This window comes from Microbulbifer mixtoriginis (SeqCode), assembly GCF_052467515.1.
Map to the genome: position 1 here is coordinate 2,768,812 of NZ_CP174314.1, position 22,698 is coordinate 2,791,509.

At 45.6% G+C, this 22,698-nt stretch carries 14 protein-coding genes; 7 read left to right on the forward strand and 7 right to left on the reverse strand.

Annotated features, from left to right (window positions below; translation table 11 throughout):
• Nucleotides 1-40 precede the first annotated feature (40 nt).
• The gene (locus ACJJIT_RS11765) at nt 41-1,903 is read right to left on the reverse strand and encodes a phosphatidylinositol-specific phospholipase C domain-containing protein (protein ID WP_444898501.1); all 1,863 of its coding nucleotides are present in this window, start codon (nt 1,901-1,903) and stop codon (nt 41-43) included.
• A gap of 1,330 nt (nt 1,904-3,233) precedes the next feature.
• On the opposite strand from ACJJIT_RS11765, the gene ACJJIT_RS11770 reads away from it, so the two are divergent.
• The gene (locus ACJJIT_RS11770) at nt 3,234-3,791 is read left to right on the forward strand and encodes an NADAR family protein (protein ID WP_444898502.1); all 558 of its coding nucleotides are present in this window, start codon (nt 3,234-3,236) and stop codon (nt 3,789-3,791) included.
• Between the two features lie 188 nt (nt 3,792-3,979).
• Here ACJJIT_RS11770 and ACJJIT_RS11775 read toward each other — a convergent pair whose 3' ends face one another.
• The 4 genes from ACJJIT_RS11775 to ACJJIT_RS11790 all read right to left on the reverse strand — a co-directional run bounded on the left by ACJJIT_RS11775 (nt 3,980) and on the right by ACJJIT_RS11790 (nt 11,762).
• Nucleotides 3,980-6,205 carry a M12 family metallopeptidase gene (locus tag ACJJIT_RS11775; RefSeq protein WP_444898503.1) on the reverse strand — a complete coding sequence of 742 codons (2,226 nt, stop codon included), beginning with the start codon at nt 6,203-6,205 and terminating at the stop codon, nt 3,980-3,982.
• Nucleotides 6,206-6,816: 611 nt separating this feature from the next.
• Entirely contained in the window at nt 6,817-9,033 is a 2,217-nt protein-coding gene (locus ACJJIT_RS11780; protein WP_444898504.1) for a M3 family metallopeptidase, read from the reverse strand.
• A gap of 501 nt (nt 9,034-9,534) precedes the next feature.
• Entirely contained in the window at nt 9,535-10,329 is a 795-nt protein-coding gene (locus ACJJIT_RS11785; protein WP_444898505.1) for a class I SAM-dependent methyltransferase, read from the reverse strand.
• Nucleotides 10,330-10,352: 23 nt separating this feature from the next.
• On the reverse strand, nt 10,353-11,762 hold the full coding sequence (locus ACJJIT_RS11790) for a serine hydrolase domain-containing protein (RefSeq protein WP_444898506.1): 1,410 nt from the start codon (nt 11,760-11,762) through the stop codon (nt 10,353-10,355).
• 375 nt (nt 11,763-12,137) lie between these two features.
• On the opposite strand from ACJJIT_RS11790, the gene ACJJIT_RS11795 reads away from it, so the two are divergent.
• Entirely contained in the window at nt 12,138-12,938 is an 801-nt protein-coding gene (locus tag ACJJIT_RS11795) for an IclR family transcriptional regulator (RefSeq protein ID WP_444898507.1), read from the forward strand.
• Nucleotides 12,939-13,014: 76 nt separating this feature from the next.
• Here the strand turns inward: ACJJIT_RS11795 and ACJJIT_RS11800 are convergent, their stop codons facing one another.
• On the reverse strand, nt 13,015-14,142 hold the full coding sequence (locus ACJJIT_RS11800; RefSeq protein WP_444898508.1) for an acyl-CoA dehydrogenase family protein: 1,128 nt from the start codon (nt 14,140-14,142) through the stop codon (nt 13,015-13,017).
• 27 nt (nt 14,143-14,169) lie between these two features.
• Nucleotides 14,170-15,369 carry an acyl-CoA dehydrogenase family protein gene (locus ACJJIT_RS11805; RefSeq protein ID WP_444885341.1) on the reverse strand — a complete coding sequence of 400 codons (1,200 nt, stop codon included), beginning with the start codon at nt 15,367-15,369 and terminating at the stop codon, nt 14,170-14,172.
• Nucleotides 15,370-15,826: 457 nt separating this feature from the next.
• Between ACJJIT_RS11805 and ACJJIT_RS11810 the strand changes: the two genes are divergently transcribed.
• The 5 genes from ACJJIT_RS11810 (at nt 15,827) to ACJJIT_RS11830 (ending at nt 22,688) form a co-directional block, all read left to right on the forward strand.
• The gene (locus ACJJIT_RS11810) at nt 15,827-17,704 is read left to right on the forward strand and encodes an acyl-CoA synthetase (protein ID WP_444898509.1); all 1,878 of its coding nucleotides are present in this window, start codon (nt 15,827-15,829) and stop codon (nt 17,702-17,704) included.
• A 56-nt stretch (nt 17,705-17,760) separates the two neighbouring features.
• Nucleotides 17,761-18,963: a 3-oxoadipyl-CoA thiolase gene (locus ACJJIT_RS11815; protein ID WP_444898510.1), complete on the forward strand. Its 1,203-nt coding sequence runs from the start codon at nt 17,761-17,763 to the stop codon at nt 18,961-18,963.
• Between the two features lie 60 nt (nt 18,964-19,023).
• A complete protein-coding gene (locus ACJJIT_RS11820; protein ID WP_444898511.1) occupies nt 19,024-21,126 on the forward strand; it encodes a 3-hydroxyacyl-CoA dehydrogenase NAD-binding domain-containing protein in 2,103 nt (700 codons plus the stop codon).
• Between the two features lie 128 nt (nt 21,127-21,254).
• Nucleotides 21,255-22,205 (forward strand): DMT family transporter, encoded by a 951-nt coding sequence (locus ACJJIT_RS11825; protein ID WP_444898512.1) that lies wholly within the window; start codon nt 21,255-21,257, stop codon nt 22,203-22,205.
• Nucleotides 22,206-22,226: 21 nt separating this feature from the next.
• Complete coding sequence (locus ACJJIT_RS11830; protein WP_444898513.1) at nt 22,227-22,688, forward strand: PaaI family thioesterase; 462 nt, start codon at nt 22,227-22,229, stop codon at nt 22,686-22,688.
• Nucleotides 22,689-22,698: the final 10 nt, after the last annotated feature.

Consider the following 22,698-nt stretch of genomic DNA (forward strand, 5'->3'; position numbering starts at 1 on the left):
CTCAATCTTATCATTGCAATTAAGAGCGACTCCTTGCCGATCATTTGGAACAGTTAGATGACCCATCAACTAATATTTTTTTAACTACGCCGCTAGAATCCTCAAATACAAGCTTACAGTTTTCGTCTATACGAAGCGCGGTAACACCTTTACCATGTGTCCCCGACCCCCAAACGGGATGATGGAATCCACCCTCTAATGAACCATAAATTACAAGGTGTCCGTCCCCCTGGAAAACCACCCTTGGAGAGTCATTAGTAGGCCTCCAATTGGGAGAAGTCCATACTCTTTTTTCACACACATAGTAGTTCAATTCCCCACCACTAAATTCAAGGCGAGCCTTATTAGTGGCTAGCAGAGTTTCACCATTGTAAAAATTTGTATGTTCTGCTGGCAGGCTATCTGATACTGGCAATTCAGATTGGCCGCAAAAAGCCTGTGTGGTAGTAGTGGTAGCTTGATTGTCCCCCACAGTCAATGCTAACCACACTTTTACCGGTGGACGGTAGGGATCGCTAGGCCCCCTCTCAGAAATGGCAAAACTCTTGATTGCATTATCAAAACCATTCGAAATGGTATTATATGTTCCTCCGTAGAAAAATTGTGGAATCCCACCTTGATCTTCTTCAGTCCATGCTGTTATGTAACAGCAACTCGGAACCACCAGAGAGCTTATTCGGTCATGCCAGTCTTCACTCAAATTTATGGTTCCTCCAAAACTACCCTCAACATTGATGACCTTTGACTCGCCAGTCTTATGCTGGTTGTCATAAACAATCAGAGAAGTACTATCGGGAAACAATTCCGTAATTGCATTTATTAATTGCTGATTTTCATAGGCGTTTCTCGGATACGCAAAGTGATATCCCTCATTAAATTCATTCTGACAGGTCGTCTCGCCTGTATTAAATGTGTTCTCCCCAGCTGTAATCCTCCAGGTATTCCCATCTGTACAAGCAAATCGCGCCTTTTCAGATGTATTACCACTGACATTCCAGCCAGAATTGAGGTAAACACCATCAGAAGCTATAGCCCTCAAGTAACTATCACCAGTTGCATTTCCTCTCATTAGCGGATCCCAACTCCAAACCATTGCGGCAAGGTCATTGTACTCTCCACCAATATGGTCAAGATTAACTAGATTAGCTTGGTTACTTCTGTGAATATTTTGGATTTTATCGAAGTCAAAATCCTTAAAACTCTCCCATGGGTTCTGGGGAGGAATAAAATCATTAGCAATTGATTCTGCACTCCTACCAATATGCCCCAAGCCAGTAAACAGCATGTTATTTAATGTACCGTTAACACTAACATCACGATCTTTATAAATAACCACGCGTTTGCCTTGAGCCAAAACATTTTGCGGAGTTAAATTCTTCGGAATACTACCAATGCCATTGCTTTTATAGACATAATCTCCAATCGTATTGTTAATTGTATCCAGCAACTCAGCACTTGCGTTATCACTATAACCTACATTATTATTTCTATCTTCCAAGTAGATAATAACAACTTGATTCTTGAAAGACAGGTTTTCAAGAAAGTTTTTTACTTCTAATAGGCCATCGCTCAAGCTCTGATCAACAATCCCGCAAACTGCATGGCATAGTCGAATTCCACTCCTTTCATAACTCAAATCAAGTTCAATGAATTGAGCCCCCATTCGCAACTGATCATATATACTGATACCCTGGTTAGGCCATGGGTAATTATGAGAGTAAGTATTGTGCGACCCCCAAAAACTTTGCTGAGAAAATGGAGTCTTTAAATTGAAATTTCTTTGTAATCTCAATTTTTTATAGGTATCTGATACTATAAAAGTATCCACATCAATAGGATTATAGAATTCAGCATTTACAGCCAGAGAAAGAGCCAACAAGGGAAAGTAAATTATTTTTTTCATTTTATTCGGCTTTATATTAATCTAAAAAAATTTTTTATTTCAATTACAAAACATTGTCGCCATTTACAAATACTTTTCAACCATGCCAAATAAGAAAATGTAAGATCCTCAAAAAATTCACAACATTAGGGAGCTTATTTACATATTCTCGCCCAGCGTGCTAAAATTCGATGCGAACAAATACCTTAGTTAGCCGCCTTGAAAACATTAATGATGTGTCACGCCACAACATAACAATAAGCGTCAACATTTAACCGGAAGTGACATACAAGCAATAAGTGCGACGTAATTATGATGAGTTCGGACTTAAAATAATGACACGAAAGACCTGAGCTTATTTCCTTTCATCTAACCATGTTGACCTTCAGTGGATCTGAGCGCTCATACTAGCTTTGTGCTGCACTCAAATGGCAAAACAAACTACTAGCCAAGCCAAAAAATTGCCCCTTAGTAACCTTTCCTCTATTTAAGATGAATTCTAGTAATCCATTTTCTAAAAAAATTATTTGAGAGCAAAATTCTTAGTATCAACTTTGATGTGCGGCACTACATACGCAGTATTAAATTATCTACCGATGGCGCCCTGGGCAGGCGTGGCGAGGCGCTTCTGGAATACTATCACGACTACTGATAGGAGAAAGGGTTGCAGCTCTACCCAGAGAGAAAACTGTTATCGCTACTAAAACTGGCCATTGATAACAATTTTCAGGCAAACGAACATGAAATTGGCTGTAGAGCCAACCACATCGTACTCAGGGTTCTTGAGACCCTGGATAAAAAGAAAAGTCAGTAAGGATATCGCCAGCGCAGGTGGTTGAGGTGGAGATATTATCCGCTTCCTGCAGCTCCCCCTGATTGCCTCCATACAATAGTAACCCGTCTTGACCACCTGAGTACCCCCACTAGAGGCTGGCGTACCATAGAAGTAATGGCTCTGAGGCTTTTTATATGCATTTCCCCTGAATGCAGCCTATGCCAGCCATCAGGAAGAGATCATAGGCGACCTACCACCCAGAAAATTTGCCAATTTTATCTTTCGAGTTATGAATTGTTGAAATTAACTCACAAGAAATCTGGCAGATATAGGTTTTGCAGACTTGGATTGAAGGAGAGAAAGAATCTCAGCAATAATTATAATTAGCTAAGAGTTATATTCTCTGCATAAATCCCCAGATACTTGTCTAAACTCATACTAAAAGTATGTGATCTGGAGCTCCAGCAGCCCCAATTATATCTATAATGTTCCATTAAAAGTGGATCTATAGCTTTTCAGTAACAAACTCTCCGAACAAAGTGTTTTACACCTAAACAATCTTTAAATGGATGAAAAATGAATATAAGGTCAAGAGATCAACTTATCGACTTCGTAGATAACGGAAATACAGTTAATTATGTCTTTTTTTGGGGCCATCAAGAAATAGATAATCAGATCTCAAAGAGCTGTCTTAGCCAGTGGTATGACACCAAATTCGAGGAAGATGGGTATCATTTTATTACCGCTGAGCACTACATGATGTATCACAAGGCCAAACTTTTTAAGGACCATAAAGCCTGTGAAAAGATTCTAACCTCTGATCACCCAGGTAAAGCCAAGGAATTAGGCCGGCAGGTTGTTGGTTTTAACCATGATATCTGGATAAAAAAACGATTTGAGATTGTCGTTAATGGTAACCTTGCTAAGTTTTCCCAAAATAATGACCTGAAGAGATTTCTGCTCAATACAAAGGATAGGATTCTGGTGGAGGCTAGCCCCGTTGATAAAATTTGGGGGGTAGGTCAAGCGCAGGATAGCTCGACAATACAAGACCCAAGAAGCTGGGCAGGCCTTAACCTTATGGGCTTTGCACTTATGGAAGTGAGAGATCAACTGAGCTTTAACCCCTCCTAGGATGAAGCCCTAAGTAGTTTCAACCAATATCGCCAATAAAATATGATCCAACCTTCCCTAAATAGCTTTCACTGAATCAAGTACACACAAAATATTGCACTTGATCAATTTTTTAAAATCAAAGCAGGCAATGGGTTGATTTAAATTTAAATCAACCCATCACCCAAAATCAATAAATTACCTAGCCGTTAATAATCAACACTTAACCAGAGATTTTCAAAATCAGTGTAGCCATAAACGGTGACATACCAGACACCTGCTTGGGGCGCATTTACATTTATAGACTCATGACTGGTCCAGTTTTCTGAAGTGAAATCCGCGTTGCTCACAGAAGCCTCCTCACCGTACTTTATATACAAATCTGCATCACCAAGAGAAGCGATAAATGAAGTCCCGGTGGCAATAGAGAGTTTGGCTACGCCCTCTGGCACTTGAACTTTAAAAGTGAGCGCATCACCCGCTTTGCCATCCAAGTCGGCGATGGTCTCGCCAGCTACGAGAAACTCTTCTGGGGTAGACGTTTTGAAGGAGCCCATTAAAGTGACTTGCTCAAAATCCGCATAGCCCAATAGCATAATATGCCACACACCCGCTTTCGGATTAGCAATTGAAGCAGTTTCGTCATTACCACTTATATAGGGACGATAGTCGTAGACAGATTCCGTTGGCTTCTCACCAAAACGCACATAGAGATCTGCATCACCACTGCCGCCATTCATGGCAAACTGTAGATCTTTAGCATTTTGGGGAACGTTCATGGTGAAATACAAAGCCTCCCCCTTGCTGGCAGCCAACCCACCTATTTCCTGAAGGTTGACTAGCTGGTTGCCAGGCTCACCTCCCAAATCCAGAGTCGCGGTTAGATCCACGCCTTCAAATGAACGCTCTACCGGTGTGAGCAATACATGCCAACGGCCTGACTGAGGCGAGATGATCTGTATGTTTTCGATATTACCGGCATTTTCAGACTTGTAGTCAAAATCTGTGGTATCGGGTAGGCGGTTATGAGCCACATATACATTCATCTCACCGCCTATTTCCGACTCTTCTGTTTGAATAGTCAGTTTTTGAGCATTTTCAGGGACACCAATGTGAAATAGCTTGCCATCTTTCCCCCGTAAGTCGACCCTTGGTTTGCCAGAAATAAGTGTTCGCTCCGCCTCTTCATCACAAATAAATGTTTCACCACCCTTAACCGGACTGTATTGGATATTACCGCCCTCGATCACACCATTGATAAAAGTGAGCATTTCACAGGAATAAACATCCAATAAATTATTGGTGAAATCTACCTCTTTTAGGAAAGGCTTATCCATTACCCACTCAAATTGAACGGAATCCAAATGGTTGCCAGAGAAATTCATAGACTCCAAGCGCTTGGGTAGCTCAGGAACCTCGGTTAGATTTTCACTGGCAACAGTAAGATGTTTTAGATATCGAAAAAGATGTATACCTTGCAAAGATTGAATTTCACCGTTTCCAGGGGTATGAATTTCCTCAACCTTCGCCGCCTCTAAACTACTGATTTCACCATTATTATCGGCATCAAAATAAGCAAGCAAATAAGATTTAAATGCCGAATCAGGAATGTTGATATTCACAGTACCATAGTGAGAAGCCGCCCCTACCTGATCACCTGCTCCGAGGTCGACGCGCTGCCCTACAATGCCATCATATTTCTCATAGCCTTTTTTGGGGACAATTGTCGCACTCCCATTAGCACTATATGCGCGGGAGGGATAGTGCATGACTGACAGGAAGTCGTATTCGCTGTAGTTGTGTGATTGGCGAACATCAAAATTGTAGATATACGCTGGCTTTATATTGTCTTCCAGGATCATCACATATTGATCCCGATCAGAACGCTGCTGCTCATGTCTCATGCCGATGGCATGACCCAGCTCATGAACAATAATATATTTCATACTCCAGTCTTTCATACTGAAAAACTGCCCGCCACCAGACATTCCAACCATAGATCGATTTTCACTGCCATTTCGCACGTAGATATAATTGGTTTGGTCTTTGCGCAATTTAAAATGTAAATCTGCGACCTCTTCCCAAACCTTGGTAGCATCAACGAATCGCTGGCGGTTTTCTTCTGTTACGTCTTCATGAAAATCATAATAGACAACACCTTCAGGCCACTTATTTACTGACAACTCAAAGGCTGACATTATACTGACCTGCCCGGATTCCTGTGGAACCAGCTCCAGCATATCCCCAGTTAACTGATAGAGTTTGCCATCAACCATCACCTTCCTTGAGGAGAATTGCTCTTCCAGTTGTGCAAATTCATTCTCGGTAAAGTTTGGAATGCTATTAGCCACTGCCTGGCCTGATGCCAGTGTCAATTGACTTAATATGGCCAAGCTTGTGGTAACCCCCAGCACTGCACCGGTTAACTTTTTCATTTTCATGTTCCTTCTCTGAAAATTCACGGATTTGTAACCTAATCTGGTGTTTAAGATTTTGAAAGGCGACAAAACCAATTGATATAAGTCAAAATAATAAAATATCAATGGGCATGTCGACGCGGGCAAGAATACAGCCGTTGAAATTTAAGGTCGATAGGATATTTATTGCTAATTTATAAGCACAAGGGCAGAAAAAGAGAAGAACACTTCAACAAGCAACCTAATATTTTTAGTTAAATTTTTTTAACAAAAAACAAAACAAAAAAACAACGACCAATCAGAAATGGAACATAAGAACCAGCTATCTGATTCCGCTAAAAATAGAGGGCAGCAGATATAGCTAGGGACTTACTTTTATAAATGAAGACCTTGCCCAGTATTGAAAATTCGTCCTAGAAATAACTTCTGGGTATCTACTTACCAGCCAATGAGGGGATCACGAGACCAATATTGAATAGGAAATTTTTACAATGCAGATTGCATATGCCGCAAACATATGGTTAATAAATTTTTATTCTCGAGCACTTCTTAACTCAAAGACCACTTAAACAAAAAAAGCCGCATCCAAAGATGCGGCTTTTTCATGAACAATTTATTAAATCAATAAACTAGTTCTTGGAGGCAACCGTACTCTCTTTCTTCTCCGGGATCGGGAAGCCACGATCGCGCATCAACGCTTCGATATTGGCATCACGACCACGGAAAGCACGATAAGCATCAGCGGGGTCTACAGCATTGCGCGGTGCAAACAGGTGTTTCACCAACTTGGCTGCTACCTCTTTGTCGTAGAAGCCACCTTTAGACTCGGAGAAGGCCTCAGAGGCGTCGGAAGTCAGCACGTCGGCCCACATGTAACCGTAGTAGCTAGCTGCATAACCTTCACCAGAGAAGATATGGCCAAAGTGCGGGGTGCGGTGACGCATGACCAGCTCTTTCGGCATGCCCAGCTTATCCAGAGTTTCACGCTCAAACTTATCTGGGTCGATACCCTCGGGATCAGCAGTGTGGAACTTCATATCAATCAGCGCAGAGGCCAGGTACTCAGTGGTGGCAAAACCAGAGTTGAACTTGGCGGCTTTCTTAATCTTCTTCACCAGATCCGCAGGAATAGGCTCACCAGTCTTGTAGTGCACCAGATAGTTATCGATAACCGCATCGGTAGACAACCAACGCTCCAGCAGCTGGGATTGGAACTCGGTGTAGTCGCGAACACCGCTGTTCAGGGTCGGGTAAGTCACGTTAGAAGCAAGGAAGTGCAGTGCGTGGCCAAACTCGTGGAAGAAGGTCTCGGCATCGTCCCAGCTCACCAGCACAGGCTTACCCGGCGCGCCCTTGATAAAGTTGGAGTTGTTAGAAGACAAGACGTTCTTCTTGCCATCAAAGGTGGAGTGGTCACGATACATGGTTGCCCAGGCACCGGAACGCTTGCCAGCACGGGCAAATGGGTCCAGGTACCAGAGTCCAATATGGTCGCCACTAGTCTTGTCAGTGACTTCCCAGACTTTAACATCTTCGTGGAATACCGGTACGGAACCTTCTTTTACCGGGGTGAACTTGAAGTTGAACAGCTCACCAGCCACGTAGAACATGGCTTCACGCAGGTTATCTAGCTGCAGGTACTGCTTCACTTCATCGGAGTTCAGGTCGTACTTGGCTTTGCGAACCTTCTCGGCGTAGTAGCGATAGTCCCAGGGTTCAATAGTGATATTGGCTTTCTCGGCATCTGCCACCGCCTGCATATCAGCTACTTCTTCTTTTACGCGAGCAACCGCTGCTGGCCATACCGCTTCCATCAGGTCCATGGCCCGCTCAGGATTTTTAGCCATACGGTCTTGCAGGCGCCATTCAGCGTAGTTGTCAAAGCCCTGCAGGCCCACACGCTCATCGCGCAGCTTCAGGATCTCAGCAATGATGGCGTTATTATCACGATCATCGCCATTGTCACCACGGCTGTAGTAGTTGGTCCACACTTGCTTGCGCAACTCACGATTATCGGAGTAAGTGAGGAATGGGTCCATGGAGGAGCGGGTATTGGTAATTGCGTACTTGCCCTTCTCACCCTTCTCTTCCGCCAGAGCTGCCGCCGCTGCAACAAAGGATTCCGGCAGGCCGCTCAACTGATCTTTACTCAGGAAGATATCGTAGCCTTCCTCATCTGCCAGTACATTGTTGGAGAACTTGGTATAAAGTTCAGCCAGGCGCTTGTTGATTTCCGCATAGCGCTCCTTGGCCTTACCTTCCAGGGTGGCACCATTGGTAGAGAACTGGGTATAGATCAGCTCAACCACACGCTTCTGTTCAGCATCCAGGTCCATCGCGTTGCGCTGGTCGTAGATCGCCTTGATGCGCTTAAACAAGTCTTTGTTCTGATAAATTTTGGACTCGTAATCAGCCCAGATCGGTGCCAGCTCTTGCTGAACTTTGCGGAACTCAGGTGAAGACATATTCGCAGCCCAGATTCCATAGTAAGCCGTTGCGCGGCTTAGCTCGGCGCCACTGCGCTCCATCGGCACAATGGTGTTAGCAAAGGTTGGCTTAGCGGAATCTGAAGCGATCGCACCTAGCTCGGTAAGGCTTATCTCAATACCTTTTTCAATTGCGGGCTTGAGATCTTCCAGCTTCATCTTGTCAAACGCAGGTACACCACCAAAGGGACCAGTCCACTCTGCCAGCAGCATGTTACTGGCGTGCTCTGGAGTTACAGCCATGGACTCTTCGGCTTTCACAGTGTCTTTAGCTACCTCAGCCTGTTTTGCCTTTTCACCACAACCGCCCACAACCGCCAGGGATGCGGCTACGGCTAGTGCGATCATTGTCTGACGCATTTGCTATCTCCTCGTAAAAAAGGGTCTTTTAATAGTTTTAAGAGCGGGATTCTACCCTCTCTTGGCCTATGCCGGCCAATTCTACCGTCTCAGCAGTCTGAAACTGCGGCTAAGTGAGTGATTTGTGCGACAACCTCCCCCTTTGGACTACCGGCGCCACCATGGGCATAAAGAGTATACTTTATCTTGATAACGATTTATTAAGTGATTTCATTTGAACTTATAAATTATTCGAATAATTAGCCAATGTGGCTCATTTAGCCTCTCAATAAAGCAAATTGGGCGATCTCAATACAGATGCTGCTGCCCAAGAAATCTACAGAACACCAAGTAGACAACAGTGGCACGCCCTCTAAAATATTGAGGTATCACTGCTGGAAGAAATATTGTCCGTATAAATACGAAAATTAAGGAATTTAAGACTCAAATTTAATGGCAGGCCTCTTTTCTTAGCCTATTTCTACTGGCTCTATAGCTTAGGACCTTGGTGAACGTCAAAATCTATAAGTCCTTTTTCCAACAAGCCAGCATTGCCATTGGCGGAACACATTCAGAGCTTTCCAAATCTCCACACCAATTACCCACATTCTTCCCGAGTTCAACAAACTTCTTTAGAGATAGATTACTTTCAATTGCCGCCATCAAAATATCTGACAAGGTGTGATGAAAATTATAATTTTCTTTAGCCTGATATTTTCTACCATCCAAATAGCCCAAACCTTGATCATCCTTTTGCGGCTCGCGATTGAAATAAGACATGGCAATGTGTGAGGGATTACCTTCCTCATACATATTTAGAACCGGATGTATTTCTTCCATTAAAAGATAACCACCCGGCTTCAGCAAGGAAGTACAAATTCTCATAAACTGCTTTAGATCCGGCATCCAATTAAGTACGCCAATAGTGATAACCGCAAAGTCAAAACGGCCGATATACTCATCAGGCAGCTCATAGATGTTAGAGCATACGATTTCTACATCCGAACACCTTGAGGCATTTACCAAAAGCCGAGCTTGATCGACAAAAGCTTGGGATCCATCAATCCCCACACAGAGCCCGGCGCCTTTCTTTTTGATGGAGATTAAATCTTTCGCATTATTGCAGCAAATTTGAACCACTGACTTTCCGGAAAGATCAAACCCATCCAACATGCCATCAAAGTCTTGCTCTAAGGCATTAAAATTAGACTCGGAGACTTTCTCAAGTAGCCGCTTGCTGAATTCCCAGTGAACAGGCCCAGCCTCATCCCAGGAGGCCAAGGATTTACTGACAAAAAAATCTGTATTTTCTTTCATGGAATACCTCTTTAGCACCCAGCCTATATTTTAATAAACTTGACTGATCCATTCTGAGACATTACAACGCCCTTACCCTGAAAATGAAATGAAAGATCTCTTTGGAGCGCTCCTAAATGCACCTTATATACCTCCCCAGTTTTTAGCAATGGTCCACTGAGCCCTCCCCAACTAACCATTATTTTATCACCCTCAATATAGAGTTTTTGCTCCGGCCAGCCATTACTATTCACATAGATACCAAGAAAATTTCTTGGGAAATTTTCGGCACTGACAACCAATGCAGGATCTGGCGCTTCCAATAGCTCGCCTCGGACAGACTTCTTCAGCCGCTTAATCTCCTGCTCAAACAGCGTATCTCTATTTGCTTTATTTAAAATTGAGTTATAAGTATAATTAGCTATTACATGGGGTAACATATAAGCCGCATCCTGATTGGTAAATGCAATTACACCTATCTCTCTTTCTGGTATAAATGATACATGGATACTATATCCACCATAATTTCCAAACCGAGTTAAAAGAGTCTCTTCATTATACTCTGCCAGATCCCACCCCAAGGTGTAGCCTGTTCTCTTATAGGTGAAATAGGTTTTTGATTGATCTACCTGCTTTTCATGAAGCTCATCAAAAACATTAATCTTAGATACATTTGACCTTTCTTTGTTTATATTTACCTGAAGCCATGTCGCCAAATCACTTACAGTAGAAACCAAGCCTCCTGAGGGGTGCATCGTTAGATCAGACTTGAAATGTCCTGAAGTAAAGATATTACCATCACTGGAGGTGATAATAGATGGAAGAAAATTATCCATTTTGGACACCTTATTCGTAGTCGAATTCATATCCAGAGGCTCAGTTATATACTTCTCTATAAGCTCTCCCCAAGCTTTTCCAGTGACATTCTCTGCAATCATCGAGGCGACTATCGGGCCCGTATTTGAATACCTAAAGTTGTAATCTGGCGCTATAAGTAGATTCTCACTTAATGAATGTACCAGCTCCTCTGGACCGGAATAACCTAAAAAAGCTGACTTAAAGGTATGTTGAACACTTGTAAATCCAGACGTATGGGTAAGTAAATCCCTAACACTGATTTTATTGATATCAACTTTTCCCTCAAGCCCCAGCTGGAGCTTATAAGATGATATGGGTTTATCTAAATCTAACTTGCCTGAGTTATGCAGGATAGCCATCAAAGTACTGGTAAAAGACTTTGTGTGACTTGCGATTAAGAAAGGCGTGTTCTCTGTAACTTGAGGGCCACCTTCAGAATAGGCATAAAAGAAATCAAGCCCGTTCTTATCAACTACCGCAACAAAATGTGAGCCAATTAAGCGGTTGCTATTAGACAGCTCTTCCAGAGCTGATTTTATTTCTTTTCCAACATTATCATCTATGGCATAACAGTTACTAACGACAATCAAAGCCATTGTGATACTAATGAGAAGCCTTATTATCATATCTAAAATTCTTTTTTAAATGAGCTCAAACCTGGAAAAGTTCACTGGCAACGGATTCAAACACTAATTTCATCTTTGAAACAAGCAGCAACTATGCAAAATACGATAAATAGAATGTATATGTAGGTATTCCGCAAAAAATACAATTAAACCATATCTGCTTTAAAGAACACTCTTGCCCGGGACTCACAGTTGCCCCCCAAGTACAACCACAATTTACGTTACTGCTCATTATTTTCCAAACACCCTTCACAGGCCTAAATTTCTCTTTAAGGCTAAGTATCTAACTTCAGATCCAGGAGTAAAATTTGTATACTTGCTACTATAGATGCAGGATTTAAGACCATGGCTCCGCTGAGTGATCTCCCAAGAAAGAAAAGCGCAGAACCCGATCGCAAGTTTATTGAAGCCCTCGCCAGAGGACTGGATGTTCTGCGGGCATTTCAGCCCGGTGATGGCTTTCTGGGTAACCTTGAAATCGCCCAACGCACAGGCTTGCCTCGCTCCAGTATTTCACGGTTAACCTATACTCTGACAAAATTAGGCTATTTGACCTACTCAGACCGACTGGAAAAGTACCAATTAGGTAGCGGCGTACTAGCGCTGGGTTACTCTTTCGTCTCTAATCTGGCTATTCGGCAGGTTGCCAAACCCCTAATGCAAGACCTTGCAAACTCCACAGGAACTGCTGTAGGGCTGTCTGACCGTGATCGACTCGACATGATATTTGTCGAGTTTTGTGCAGCCGCTAATGTTACGACTTTTCGCTACGAAATAGGTAACCGTGTTTCTTTAGCTACCAGTGGTTCAGGAAGGGCTTTCCTGGCAGCGCTACCTCAAGAGGAGCGCGAGTACTTTTATGGGCACCTGGAGAAAAGAAATAGCGAGCGCTGGCCTAAAGTCAAGGTTGGAATTGAAGAAGCGGTAGCAAGCTATAAGCAGCGCGGCTTTTGTAGCTCCTTTGGCGAATGGAACCGCGATGTTAATGGTATTGCTGTCCCCCTACAATTAAGCCAGGGGCGCATTTATACATTTAATGCGGGCGGACCTGCTTACCGCCTGAGTCCAGAATTCCTGGAAGAAGAAGTCGCCCCCTTATTGAAAAATATGGTCGGCAATATAGAGGCCATGCTGATCCGCTACTAGATAGCTTAACCCCAGGTTAGTAGCGTAATGCGACCAACCTGGGGGATAACTCATCACCTCACGGCTGCCTGCCTCGCTAGTGCCCGGCAAATCGGCGAGTATGATAATCTGTACTACCGAAGAAATACTGGATTGTGGTTAAGCGTTTAAAATAATGGCTCACATCCAACTCCTCTGTAACCCCTATACCGCCATGTAACTGAATTGCTTCCTGGCCTACTAACCGGGCAGCTTTTCCAATGCGGCTTTTTGCTGCAGAAATTGCCTTAGGGGCAACGCCATTATTCACATCCAACTGTAACGCTGCCATTAATAGAATAGAGCGGGCCTGTTCATATTCGGTAAACATATCCACCATCCGGTGTTGCAAGGCCTGGAACTTACCAATGGGAACGCCAAACTGCTCCCGGGTCTTGGTATAATCCACGGTCTTTTTATAAATTTTCTCCATGGCCCCTACTGCCTCGGCACACAGCGCCAGTGTGGCCCGGTCAATTGTCTGTTCGATTACAGGTAAAGCTGCTCCCTCTTCCCCAACTCGGTTTGCCACAGGGACCATCACGTTATTAAACTTTACTTCAGCCGCACGGTGCCCATCCACAGTGGCATATCCCTGGCGATGAATACCCTCAGAGTTGGCATCTATCAATAATAAAGTGATACCTTCATAATCATGTTGGCCGCCGCTAGTACGTACTGCCACCAATAGTTTATCTGCGGCTGAGCCGTTCAAAACAACGGCTTTGTGGCCATTCACTACGTAGCTGTCTCCGCTCCTTATAGCTTTAGTGGCAATATCAGACAGATTGAAACGGCTCTGGGGCTCAGCAAATGCAAATGCCAGCTGCAACTGGCCTTCCATCAACAAGCTAATTAGCTCTCGCTTCTGCGCCTCATTGGCACCGCTTGCTATTAGTCCACCACTTAAAACTGCACTGGCCAGGAAGGGTTCCACTACCAGGCCACGACCAAACTCTTCCATCACTACCATCAGATCAACAGCAGAGCCACCCAAACCACCGTCTTCTGCATTAAATGGAACCATTAGCCAGCCCAGCTCAGCAAATAACTTCCAGTTATCTTCACTAAACCCAGTATCACTGTCTATTAACTTACTGCGACGATCAAAGTCATAATCCTGTTGAATAAATTTGCTCACACTGCTTTGTAGCATCTGCTGCTCTTCACTATAGGAAAAATCCATCGTTCCAATCCTCATTAAACGTCGCGTTTACAGACCAAGTACCCACTTGCTGATAATATTTTTTTGAATTTCGTTACTGCCACCATAAATCGAGGATTTACGGTTATTTAAGTAACGGGGCACGCTGCTGGTAATAACTCCAGGGCCTACATGCTCGCCATCAAATCCGCTTTTAAATTGCTCTCGGACAAATGGCATTCCGTAGTAACCCGCAGTTTCCATGTAAAGTTCATCAATAAGTTGGGCGATTTCAGTTCCTTTAATTTTTAAAATGGAGGATTCCGGTCCCGGTGCATTACCGGTACTCACTGCCGCGAGTGCTCTTAGCTCAGTAAACTCCAAAGCTAAAAGATCTATTTCAACTTCTGCGAGCTTTTGCGCAAAGGCTGGATTTTCCAGGAGGCTGACGTCACCATCACAAGTATCACCTGCCAGTTTTTTTAAAGTCTGTAAACGTTTTTTGGAAGTGGCAACCCGTGCAATGCCCGTGCGTTCATGGGTCAACAATACCTTGGCATAGGTCCAGCCGTGACCTTCCTCTCCAATACGGTTGGCCACTGGTACCCGTACATTATCAAAATGCACTTCATTCACTTCATGATGACCGCCCAAAGTCATAATGGGCGATACAGTAATGCCCGGGTGGTTCATTTCAATTAATAGGAAAGTGATTGCGGCCTGGTTTTTGACTTCGGGGCCTCCGGTACGAACCAGGCAGAAAATCCAATCGGCCCAGTGTCCCAGAGTAGTCCAGGTTTTGGTGCCATTAACGATATACTCATCACCGTCTCGCACTGCTGTGGTTTTTAACGACGCCAAATCAGAGCCCGCATTTGGCTCCGAATACCCTTGGCACCACCAAACATTACTTGCCAAAATATCTGGTAAAAACCGCTGTTTTTGCTCTTCACTACCATAAGTGAAGATAACCGGTGCAACCATTTTAAAGCCGAAAGGAATTACATCTGGCGCGCCGAAGTTGGCACACTCATTGGCCCATATGTATTTTTGTGTTGGCGTCCAACCGGTACCCCCATATTCAACTGGCCAGTTAGTCGCAGCCCAACCCTGTTCGTACAGGATCTTTTGCCAGCGTTCATAGTCCTCTTTTCCCAGGGGAATTTCATCCAGAGTCCTCTCACTGATATCCGCCGGAAGCTTCTCTTGCAGGAATTGCTTAACTTCCTGCTGAAAAGCTAATTCTTCGGGGGAAAAATCTATATTCATTCGCTTGCTCCTGTTTATATGGGTGCAATTGGCAGAGATTTTTCAGCTAACTTCCTTCACCAACTTGCACAATCAACATGTACTAAATTCGGAAGTTCCCTTATACAAGCGGAATAAATTCACTTTCGATCTGGCTCGGCGAGCTCCACTCTTTGTCTTAATTAAACCTATCTACAAACAATTTCAGGATGATATTGATATCTGAGCATCGCAATTTTGACTTTTTCCGACTCACGCAAGTAGGTCCTCAATTATCGAGCCAACTCTATTGACGTAACTTTCTACTTAGTGGCCTTTATATATAGCTGATGTAAATATTTATCCGCCAATTCCCGCCAATTAGCTTTTAAATAACCACTCGACGCACAAAACATTACCATTGAATTCCGCAGAGTGGAATGCTCTTTTCACTTTTGATATTGTCACCAACATAATAACCATAGTGAGAGAAGCCCCCATGTCTATCACGCCCACTTCCACTGGCAGTCCCATGCTGCAATCTCTTGCAGAAATCCAGGAATATGAAAAAGTACCCTTGTTACAACGTTATCCCTGGGAAAACACCTACGATTTAATTCGGCAGGCCGCCCGTCTTTACCAACAAGATGCAGCCATCGAATTTCTTCCCACCGCTGTACCAGATGAAGAAAGTGTGACTGTGAGCTACTCGCAGCTATCCGAAAAAGTTCACCAAACCGCCAATCTACTCCATTCTCTCGGCGTTAATTCGACAGATACCGTTTCATTACTATTACCCAACCTTCCTGAAACGCATTTTGCACTCTGGGGTGGACAAGCCGCGGGAATCGCCAGCCCTATCAATCCGTTGCTGGAACCGGAGCATATCGCCGAGATCATGAATGCCACCAAAGCCAAGGTATTAGTCAGCCTTGGGCAGGATCTCAGTGAGGAGATTTGGGAAAAGGTTGCGCAGGTCATTAAGCAGGTTCCAACCTTGAAGGCACTGCTGCTAATCAGTAAAAAACCGGTTAGCACCCTATCCATACCTTCCGGCATTAAGGTAGAGAATTTTGTATTGGCTATTGCCCAACAGCCAAATGACCATTTAATTAGTGGGAGAACTATTCAAGGCGATGAAATTGCCAGTTACTTCCACACCGGAGGGACAACCGGGCGGCCTAAAATTGCACGCCTGACCCACAGCAATATTGCGTTTGTCGCACAGCTGAGTGTGGACACGACATCCAGTAAGGGGCGATTTGCTACCCTCAGTGGCCTTCCTCTGTTTCACATTTTCGGCACTGTGGTCGCCGGCATTGGCACTCTGCTCGCCGGCCGCACGATTGTTATAATGACCCCCTCAGGTTTTCGCTCCCCCAATGTGCTCCCCAACTGGTGGCATCACGTCGCCCGCTTCCGTGTACAGGGCTTTGGCGCCGTGCCCACTATTCTCGGCATCTTGATGCAAATCCCTGTGGGCGACAATGACATCAGCTGCCTGACAGATGTTGGCTGCGGGGCCTCGCCTTTACCCGCAGCGCTTAAGAGTGCGTTTGAGGAAAAATTCAATGTGACGGTAAGTAACGGCTATGGCATGACAGAGTCCAGCTGCCTGCTGGCCCGCCCCCCAACAGATATGCAAGCACCCGAGGGCAGCGTCGGCCGCCGCCTCCCCTATATGGAAATGAAAATTGCCGAAGTGGATGGAAACCGGCTAGTGAGAACCTGTAACACCGGTGAAGTCGGTATTGTACTTGCACGGGGGCCACATATTTTTTCAGGCTATCTCTCTGAAGAGGATAACGCCAAGGCTTGGGTTGACCACAGCTGGTTTAATACTGGCGATATGGGATATGTCGATGGCGATGGCAATCTTTATCTGACCGGGCGAGCCAAGGATTTAATCATTCGTGGCGGCCACAATATAGATCCAGCCTTGATTGAAGAGCCACTAAGCCGTCACCCCGCCGTGGCTATGGCCGTTGCCGTGGGACAGCCCGATGCCTATGCCGGTGAGGTTCCGGTGGCCTATGTCACTCTATATCCGTCCGAAAATCCTCCCACGGAAGAGCAGCTTATCGACTACTGCCGCACCCAGATTTCTGAACGTGCAGCGATACCCAAGCGGATCGAGATCATTGATGAAATCCCCCTAACCGCTGTAGCCAAGGTATTCAAACCCGCTTTGCGTAATCGCGCTACCGAATATGTTATTGGTCAAGCACTTCAGGAAAAAAATATATCTGCAGAGTTTTCTGCCCGTTTTGATAGTGCCCTGGGCCAGGTTGCAAAAGTTCGTCTGGAAAAACCTTCAGCTAAAACGGTAGCAGAGGAGGCATTGGAAAACATTCCGGTAGCGCTGGAGTTTGATTAAGCGCGGACATTTACTACTGCTCACAAAACAATAATCAATCATTGGGAAAACTGACAATGCCACAAGCTTATATCTATGATGGCGGCCGAAGTGCTTTTGGTCGCCATGGAGGTAGCCTTTCCAGTATCAGGCCAGACAATATGCTCGCGCATGTCATTAAAGCCCTGGTTGAACGTAATAATTTCGATCACAAGCAATTTGAGGATGTGATTGCCGGAAATACCAATCAGGCCGGTGAGGACAGTCGTAATATCGCCCGCTTTGCCGGGCTAATTGCAGGACTGCCAATCTCCACCGGTGGTATTACGGTAAACCGCCTATGTGGTTCAGGCTTATCTGCCGTTGCCGATGCAGCACGTTGCATCAGGGCCTCGGAAGGTGATTTATTCATTGCCGGTGGTGTTGAATCCATGAGCCGTGCCCCTTTGGTCCTCTCCAAAGCAAGCAGCCCTTTCGATCGCACCCAGCAACTGGCGGATACCACTTTGGGTCCGCGCTTCACCAATCCCGATATTGTTGCAGAATTTGGCAGCCATACCATGCCACAAACTGCAGACAATATTGCCGCAGACCTGAATATTCAGCGGGAAGAGTGCGATATCTTTGCACTAGCTTCACAAGCAAAATATGAAAGCGCGCGTTTTGATGGCTTTTTTATTGATGAAATTATTCCTATCGAGGTGCCACAGGACCGAAAGCAACCACCCCGCCTTATCGATACTGATGAGCATCCCCGCCCCGATACCAGCCTGGAGCGCCTGCAAACGCTACGCCCGCTATTTGAAGGCGGCGTAGTAACTGCTGGAAATGCTTCTGGAATCAACGATGGTGCCGCAGCACTCATTATTGGCAGCCAGGAGGCCGGGCAGGCCGTAGATCTCAAGCCCCGCGCACGTATTCTCGCCAGTGCTATTGCGGGAGTGGAGCCAAGAGTAATGGGGTTAGGCCCGGTCCCGGCTACCCGTAAGGCATTGGCTCGTGCAGGCTTGAGCCTGGCAGATATGGATGTCATGGAGTTTAACGAGGCTTTTGCTGTACAGGCCATGGGCTGCCTGAAAATGCTCGAGATTGATTACGAGGACTCCAGGGTAAACCCCAATGGTGGTGCAATTGCAGTTGGGCATCCGCTCGGCGCCAGCGGAGCCCGCATTCTACTCACAGCACTACGCCAGCTGGAGCGTAGCGGTGGGCGCTACGGGTTAGCCACCATGTGTATTGGTATTGGCCAGGGAATCGCAGTGATTATAGAGCGTATATAAAAACCGGCGAGACCCTCTAGGAGAAACAATCTAATAGTCATTTAAGATCTGGAGATAACAATGTCTACCGTAAATTATGAACTTATTGGCGATATTGGTGTTATTCGACTTAACAACCCCCCTGTCAACGCGCTTTCCCACGGGCTGCGCGAAGGCATTTGGGGAGCGATCAAGAGTGCCCAGGAAGATGCCTCTCAGGCACTGGTTTTAATATGTGAAGGCCGCACTTTTATTGCTGGTGCAGACATCACAGAATTTAGTAAGCCTCCACAGGCACCTGCCTTATCTGAGGTGATTACAGAAATCGAAAACTCTCGTAAACCGGTGATTGCCGCTATTCACGGTACCGCATTGGGCGGGGGCTTTGAGGTGGCACTGGCTTGTCACTATCGTTGCGCCCAGGCTTCTGCCAAAGTCGGCCTGCCTGAAGTTAAATTGGGGTTATTGCCTGGGGCCGGTGGTACTCAGCGCACGCCACGTCTGGCCGGCGTTGCGACTGCATTAGAAATGATCACCAAAGGTACCCCAATCCCGGCTGCGAAGGCCAAAAGCATGAAGCTGATCGATCACGTGGTTGATGATGATCTATTCGAAGGGGCCCTCGCCTTTGCTCGTGAGCTAATTGACCAGAAAGCCCCACCACGCAGAGTCCGGGATATCACAATAGATCCTGCCAGTATTCCAGAGGGCCTATTCGACGATTTCCGCCAGCGACTGGAAAAAAGAGCACCTGGTCAACTGGCCCCACAGAACATTGTCTCCTGTGTGGAGGCAGCAGTTAAACTGCCATTCGATAAAGGGCTAGCTAAAGAACTGGATCTATTTATCGAATGTCTGCTCTCAAGTCAGTCCGCCGCCCTGAGGCATATGTTCTTTGCCGAGCGACGTGCGACAAAAGTTCAGAATCTCTCCAAAGATACCCCTATCAGAGAAATAAACAGTATTGGCATTATTGGCGGCGGCACTATGGGGGGAGGTATCGCCATGAATTTTGCCAATGCCGGTATCCCAGTCAAGCTGCTGGATATCGATCAAGCTGCCGTAGAGCGTGGTCTGGCAGTAATCGACAAGAACTACAGTATCAGTATGAAAAAGGGGAAGATTACAGAGCCCCAAAAAACACACTGCCTCTCACTAATCCAGGGCACCACTGACTATTCCGACCTGGTAGAGGTAGACCTCGTTATCGAAGCTGTGTTTGAGAATGTAACGCTTAAAAAGGAAATTTTTTCCAAGCTGGACCAATACTGTAAACCCGGCACCATTCTCGCAACAAACACTTCCTACCAGGATATCGACCAGATCGCCGCTGCTACCAATCGGCCAGAAAATGTTATCGGGTTACACTTTTTCAGCCCCGCCAATGTTATGAAACTTCTAGAAGTCGTTCGTGGCTCAAAGAGCGCCGACGATGTTATCGCTACCGCAATGCGGTTGGCAAAAACTATCAAAAAAGTTCCCGTGCTGGCCGGAAACTGTTATGGGTTTATTGGCAACCGGATGCTGCGGCCCTATGCCCGTGAAGCGCAACTCTGTTTAATAGAAGGAGCCACCGCGGAGCAAATAGATACCGTAATGCAATCCTGGGGCATGGCCATGGGGCCCATAGCGGTTGGAGATTTGGCCGGTCTCGATATTGGCCACAAAGCCCGCGAGGGCCTGAGCGAAGCAGAAAAAGGCGACCCCAAAACCTACTGCATTGCGGATGCTTTAGTAGAGATGGGACGCCTGGGCCAAAAGAGTGGAGCCGGTTATTACCGCTATGACCCAGAAACTCGCGCTCGTACCAGTGACCCCGAAGTCCAAGCAATCATAGAGGCTCAAGCCAAAGCGCACGGGATAGAGCGGCGAGACATCTCCGATAAAGAAATTCTTAATCGCCTTACTTTCGCCTTAATTAATGAGGGAGCCAGAATTCTGGAAGAAGGGATAGCCCAACGCCCCAGTGATATTGATGTTGCGTATGTTTATGGCTATGGTTTCCCTCCCCATCGCGGCGGCCCCATGTTTTACGCAGATAGCATCGGCCTGAAAAAGATCTACGATACTATTTGCACATTCCGTGACCAACATGGCGAAGCCAATTGGACTCCCGCACCATTGCTCGTCCAACTGGTAAAAGAAGGTAAAACATTTGCGAAATGGGCAGACGATCAGCGATAGTATTCGCTTCTCAAGGGTAACCGGTAAAAGTACCGGTTACCCTTTTTGCCAAAGTTGAGAGATTTTTAATTGGCAACACAATGACAAGGCCTGATACCTTAATAGAATCGAAACTACGACCGAGCCAGATGCGGTTTAATGAGTTGCAGCTCGAACAGTCACCAGAACCGTTAGATCACCACAAAGCGATCCAAGCCAGGGTTAAGAGAAACAATTGGAAAGGCATAGGTTACGCACTGGCCACCGCCATGGTTGCCAGTACAGCCGCCGCAGCCAGTAAATGGATATCACCCGCCGTACCAGTACCTTTAATAGTTCTCAGCCAATACAGCATCTGCTTACTATTACTTATTCCCTGGCTGGTGTGCCAGTCACCCCAACAGCTCATAACACAACACTGGAAAACCCATTTACTGCGCGGCTTTGCAGGCTGGCTCTGCTTCTTTTCCTACTTTTATGCACTCAGCCGTATTTCATTGATGGAGGCAGGCTTACTGCGCAATGCCGCTCCTATTTTTGTTCCGCTTGTAGCCTGGCTTTGGGCGCGTGCACAGATTCCCGCCACAAGCTGGCTACCCATTGTGCTTGGGCTACTTGGTATCGCACTGATTCTTCAACCTGATATCCATGGTATCAGCAGTGGCCACGCCTTCGGCTTACTGTCAGGTATTACTCTAGCTGCCTCTATGGTGGGCACACGTATTTTGTCACACACTGATAAGTCGAGTCTTATTTTATTTTACTATGTCCTTATCTCATTTATGTGCAGCCTGCCCCTGGGTATCTACTACTGGCAATCAATACCTAGCTGGACTATTCCCTACCTGGCTTTTAATGGGGTTTCTGTTTTATTAGCGATATGGCTCTATACCAAAGCTTATAGTTATGCAAAACCCAGTGTAGTTTCACCAATCAGCTATTTTGGAGTGGTTATTGCTGGCATTTTTGGCTGGCTGATATGGCAACATCTACCTAACACAATTGCGCTGATAGGAATTTTTATAGTGGTCACAGCAGGTCTGCTCACAGTGTATTTCTCCACCCAGCAGGCTGCCCGAACGCACCCTGTTCCTAACTAACTTCCCAAAAGGTAAGTCCAAATGAACTGGCAAAATAAAAAACAACCACCGTTTAATGATCATTTGGGTGTGAAAATTGATGAGTGGCAGGAAGGCCGTGTAGTGATCAGCGTAACCGTACTTCCTGAGCATTTGAATAGCCACGGAGTACCCCATGGGGGATTTATTACAACGTTAATTGATATTGCCGGTTCCTACTGTGGTCTCTACTGCCCATACCCAAATCGTCGGCGTAAGTCCCTCACGCTTTCATTAACAACCAATTTCACCGGTCGAGCCAAAACCAACCAGTTAACCGCCATAGGTAAGTTGACCAGCTCGGGGCATAAAATCTTTTATTCCTATACCGAAGTTTATGACAGTGTAGGAACCCTGCTTGCAACTGGCCAGATGACAATGCGCTACCAAACTGGTAGTGAAATACTAGAGGGAGAAGCTATTGAAGAGCATCCTGCAAAAACACACCACAGAATTAAAGTGTGAAGCCCTCAAC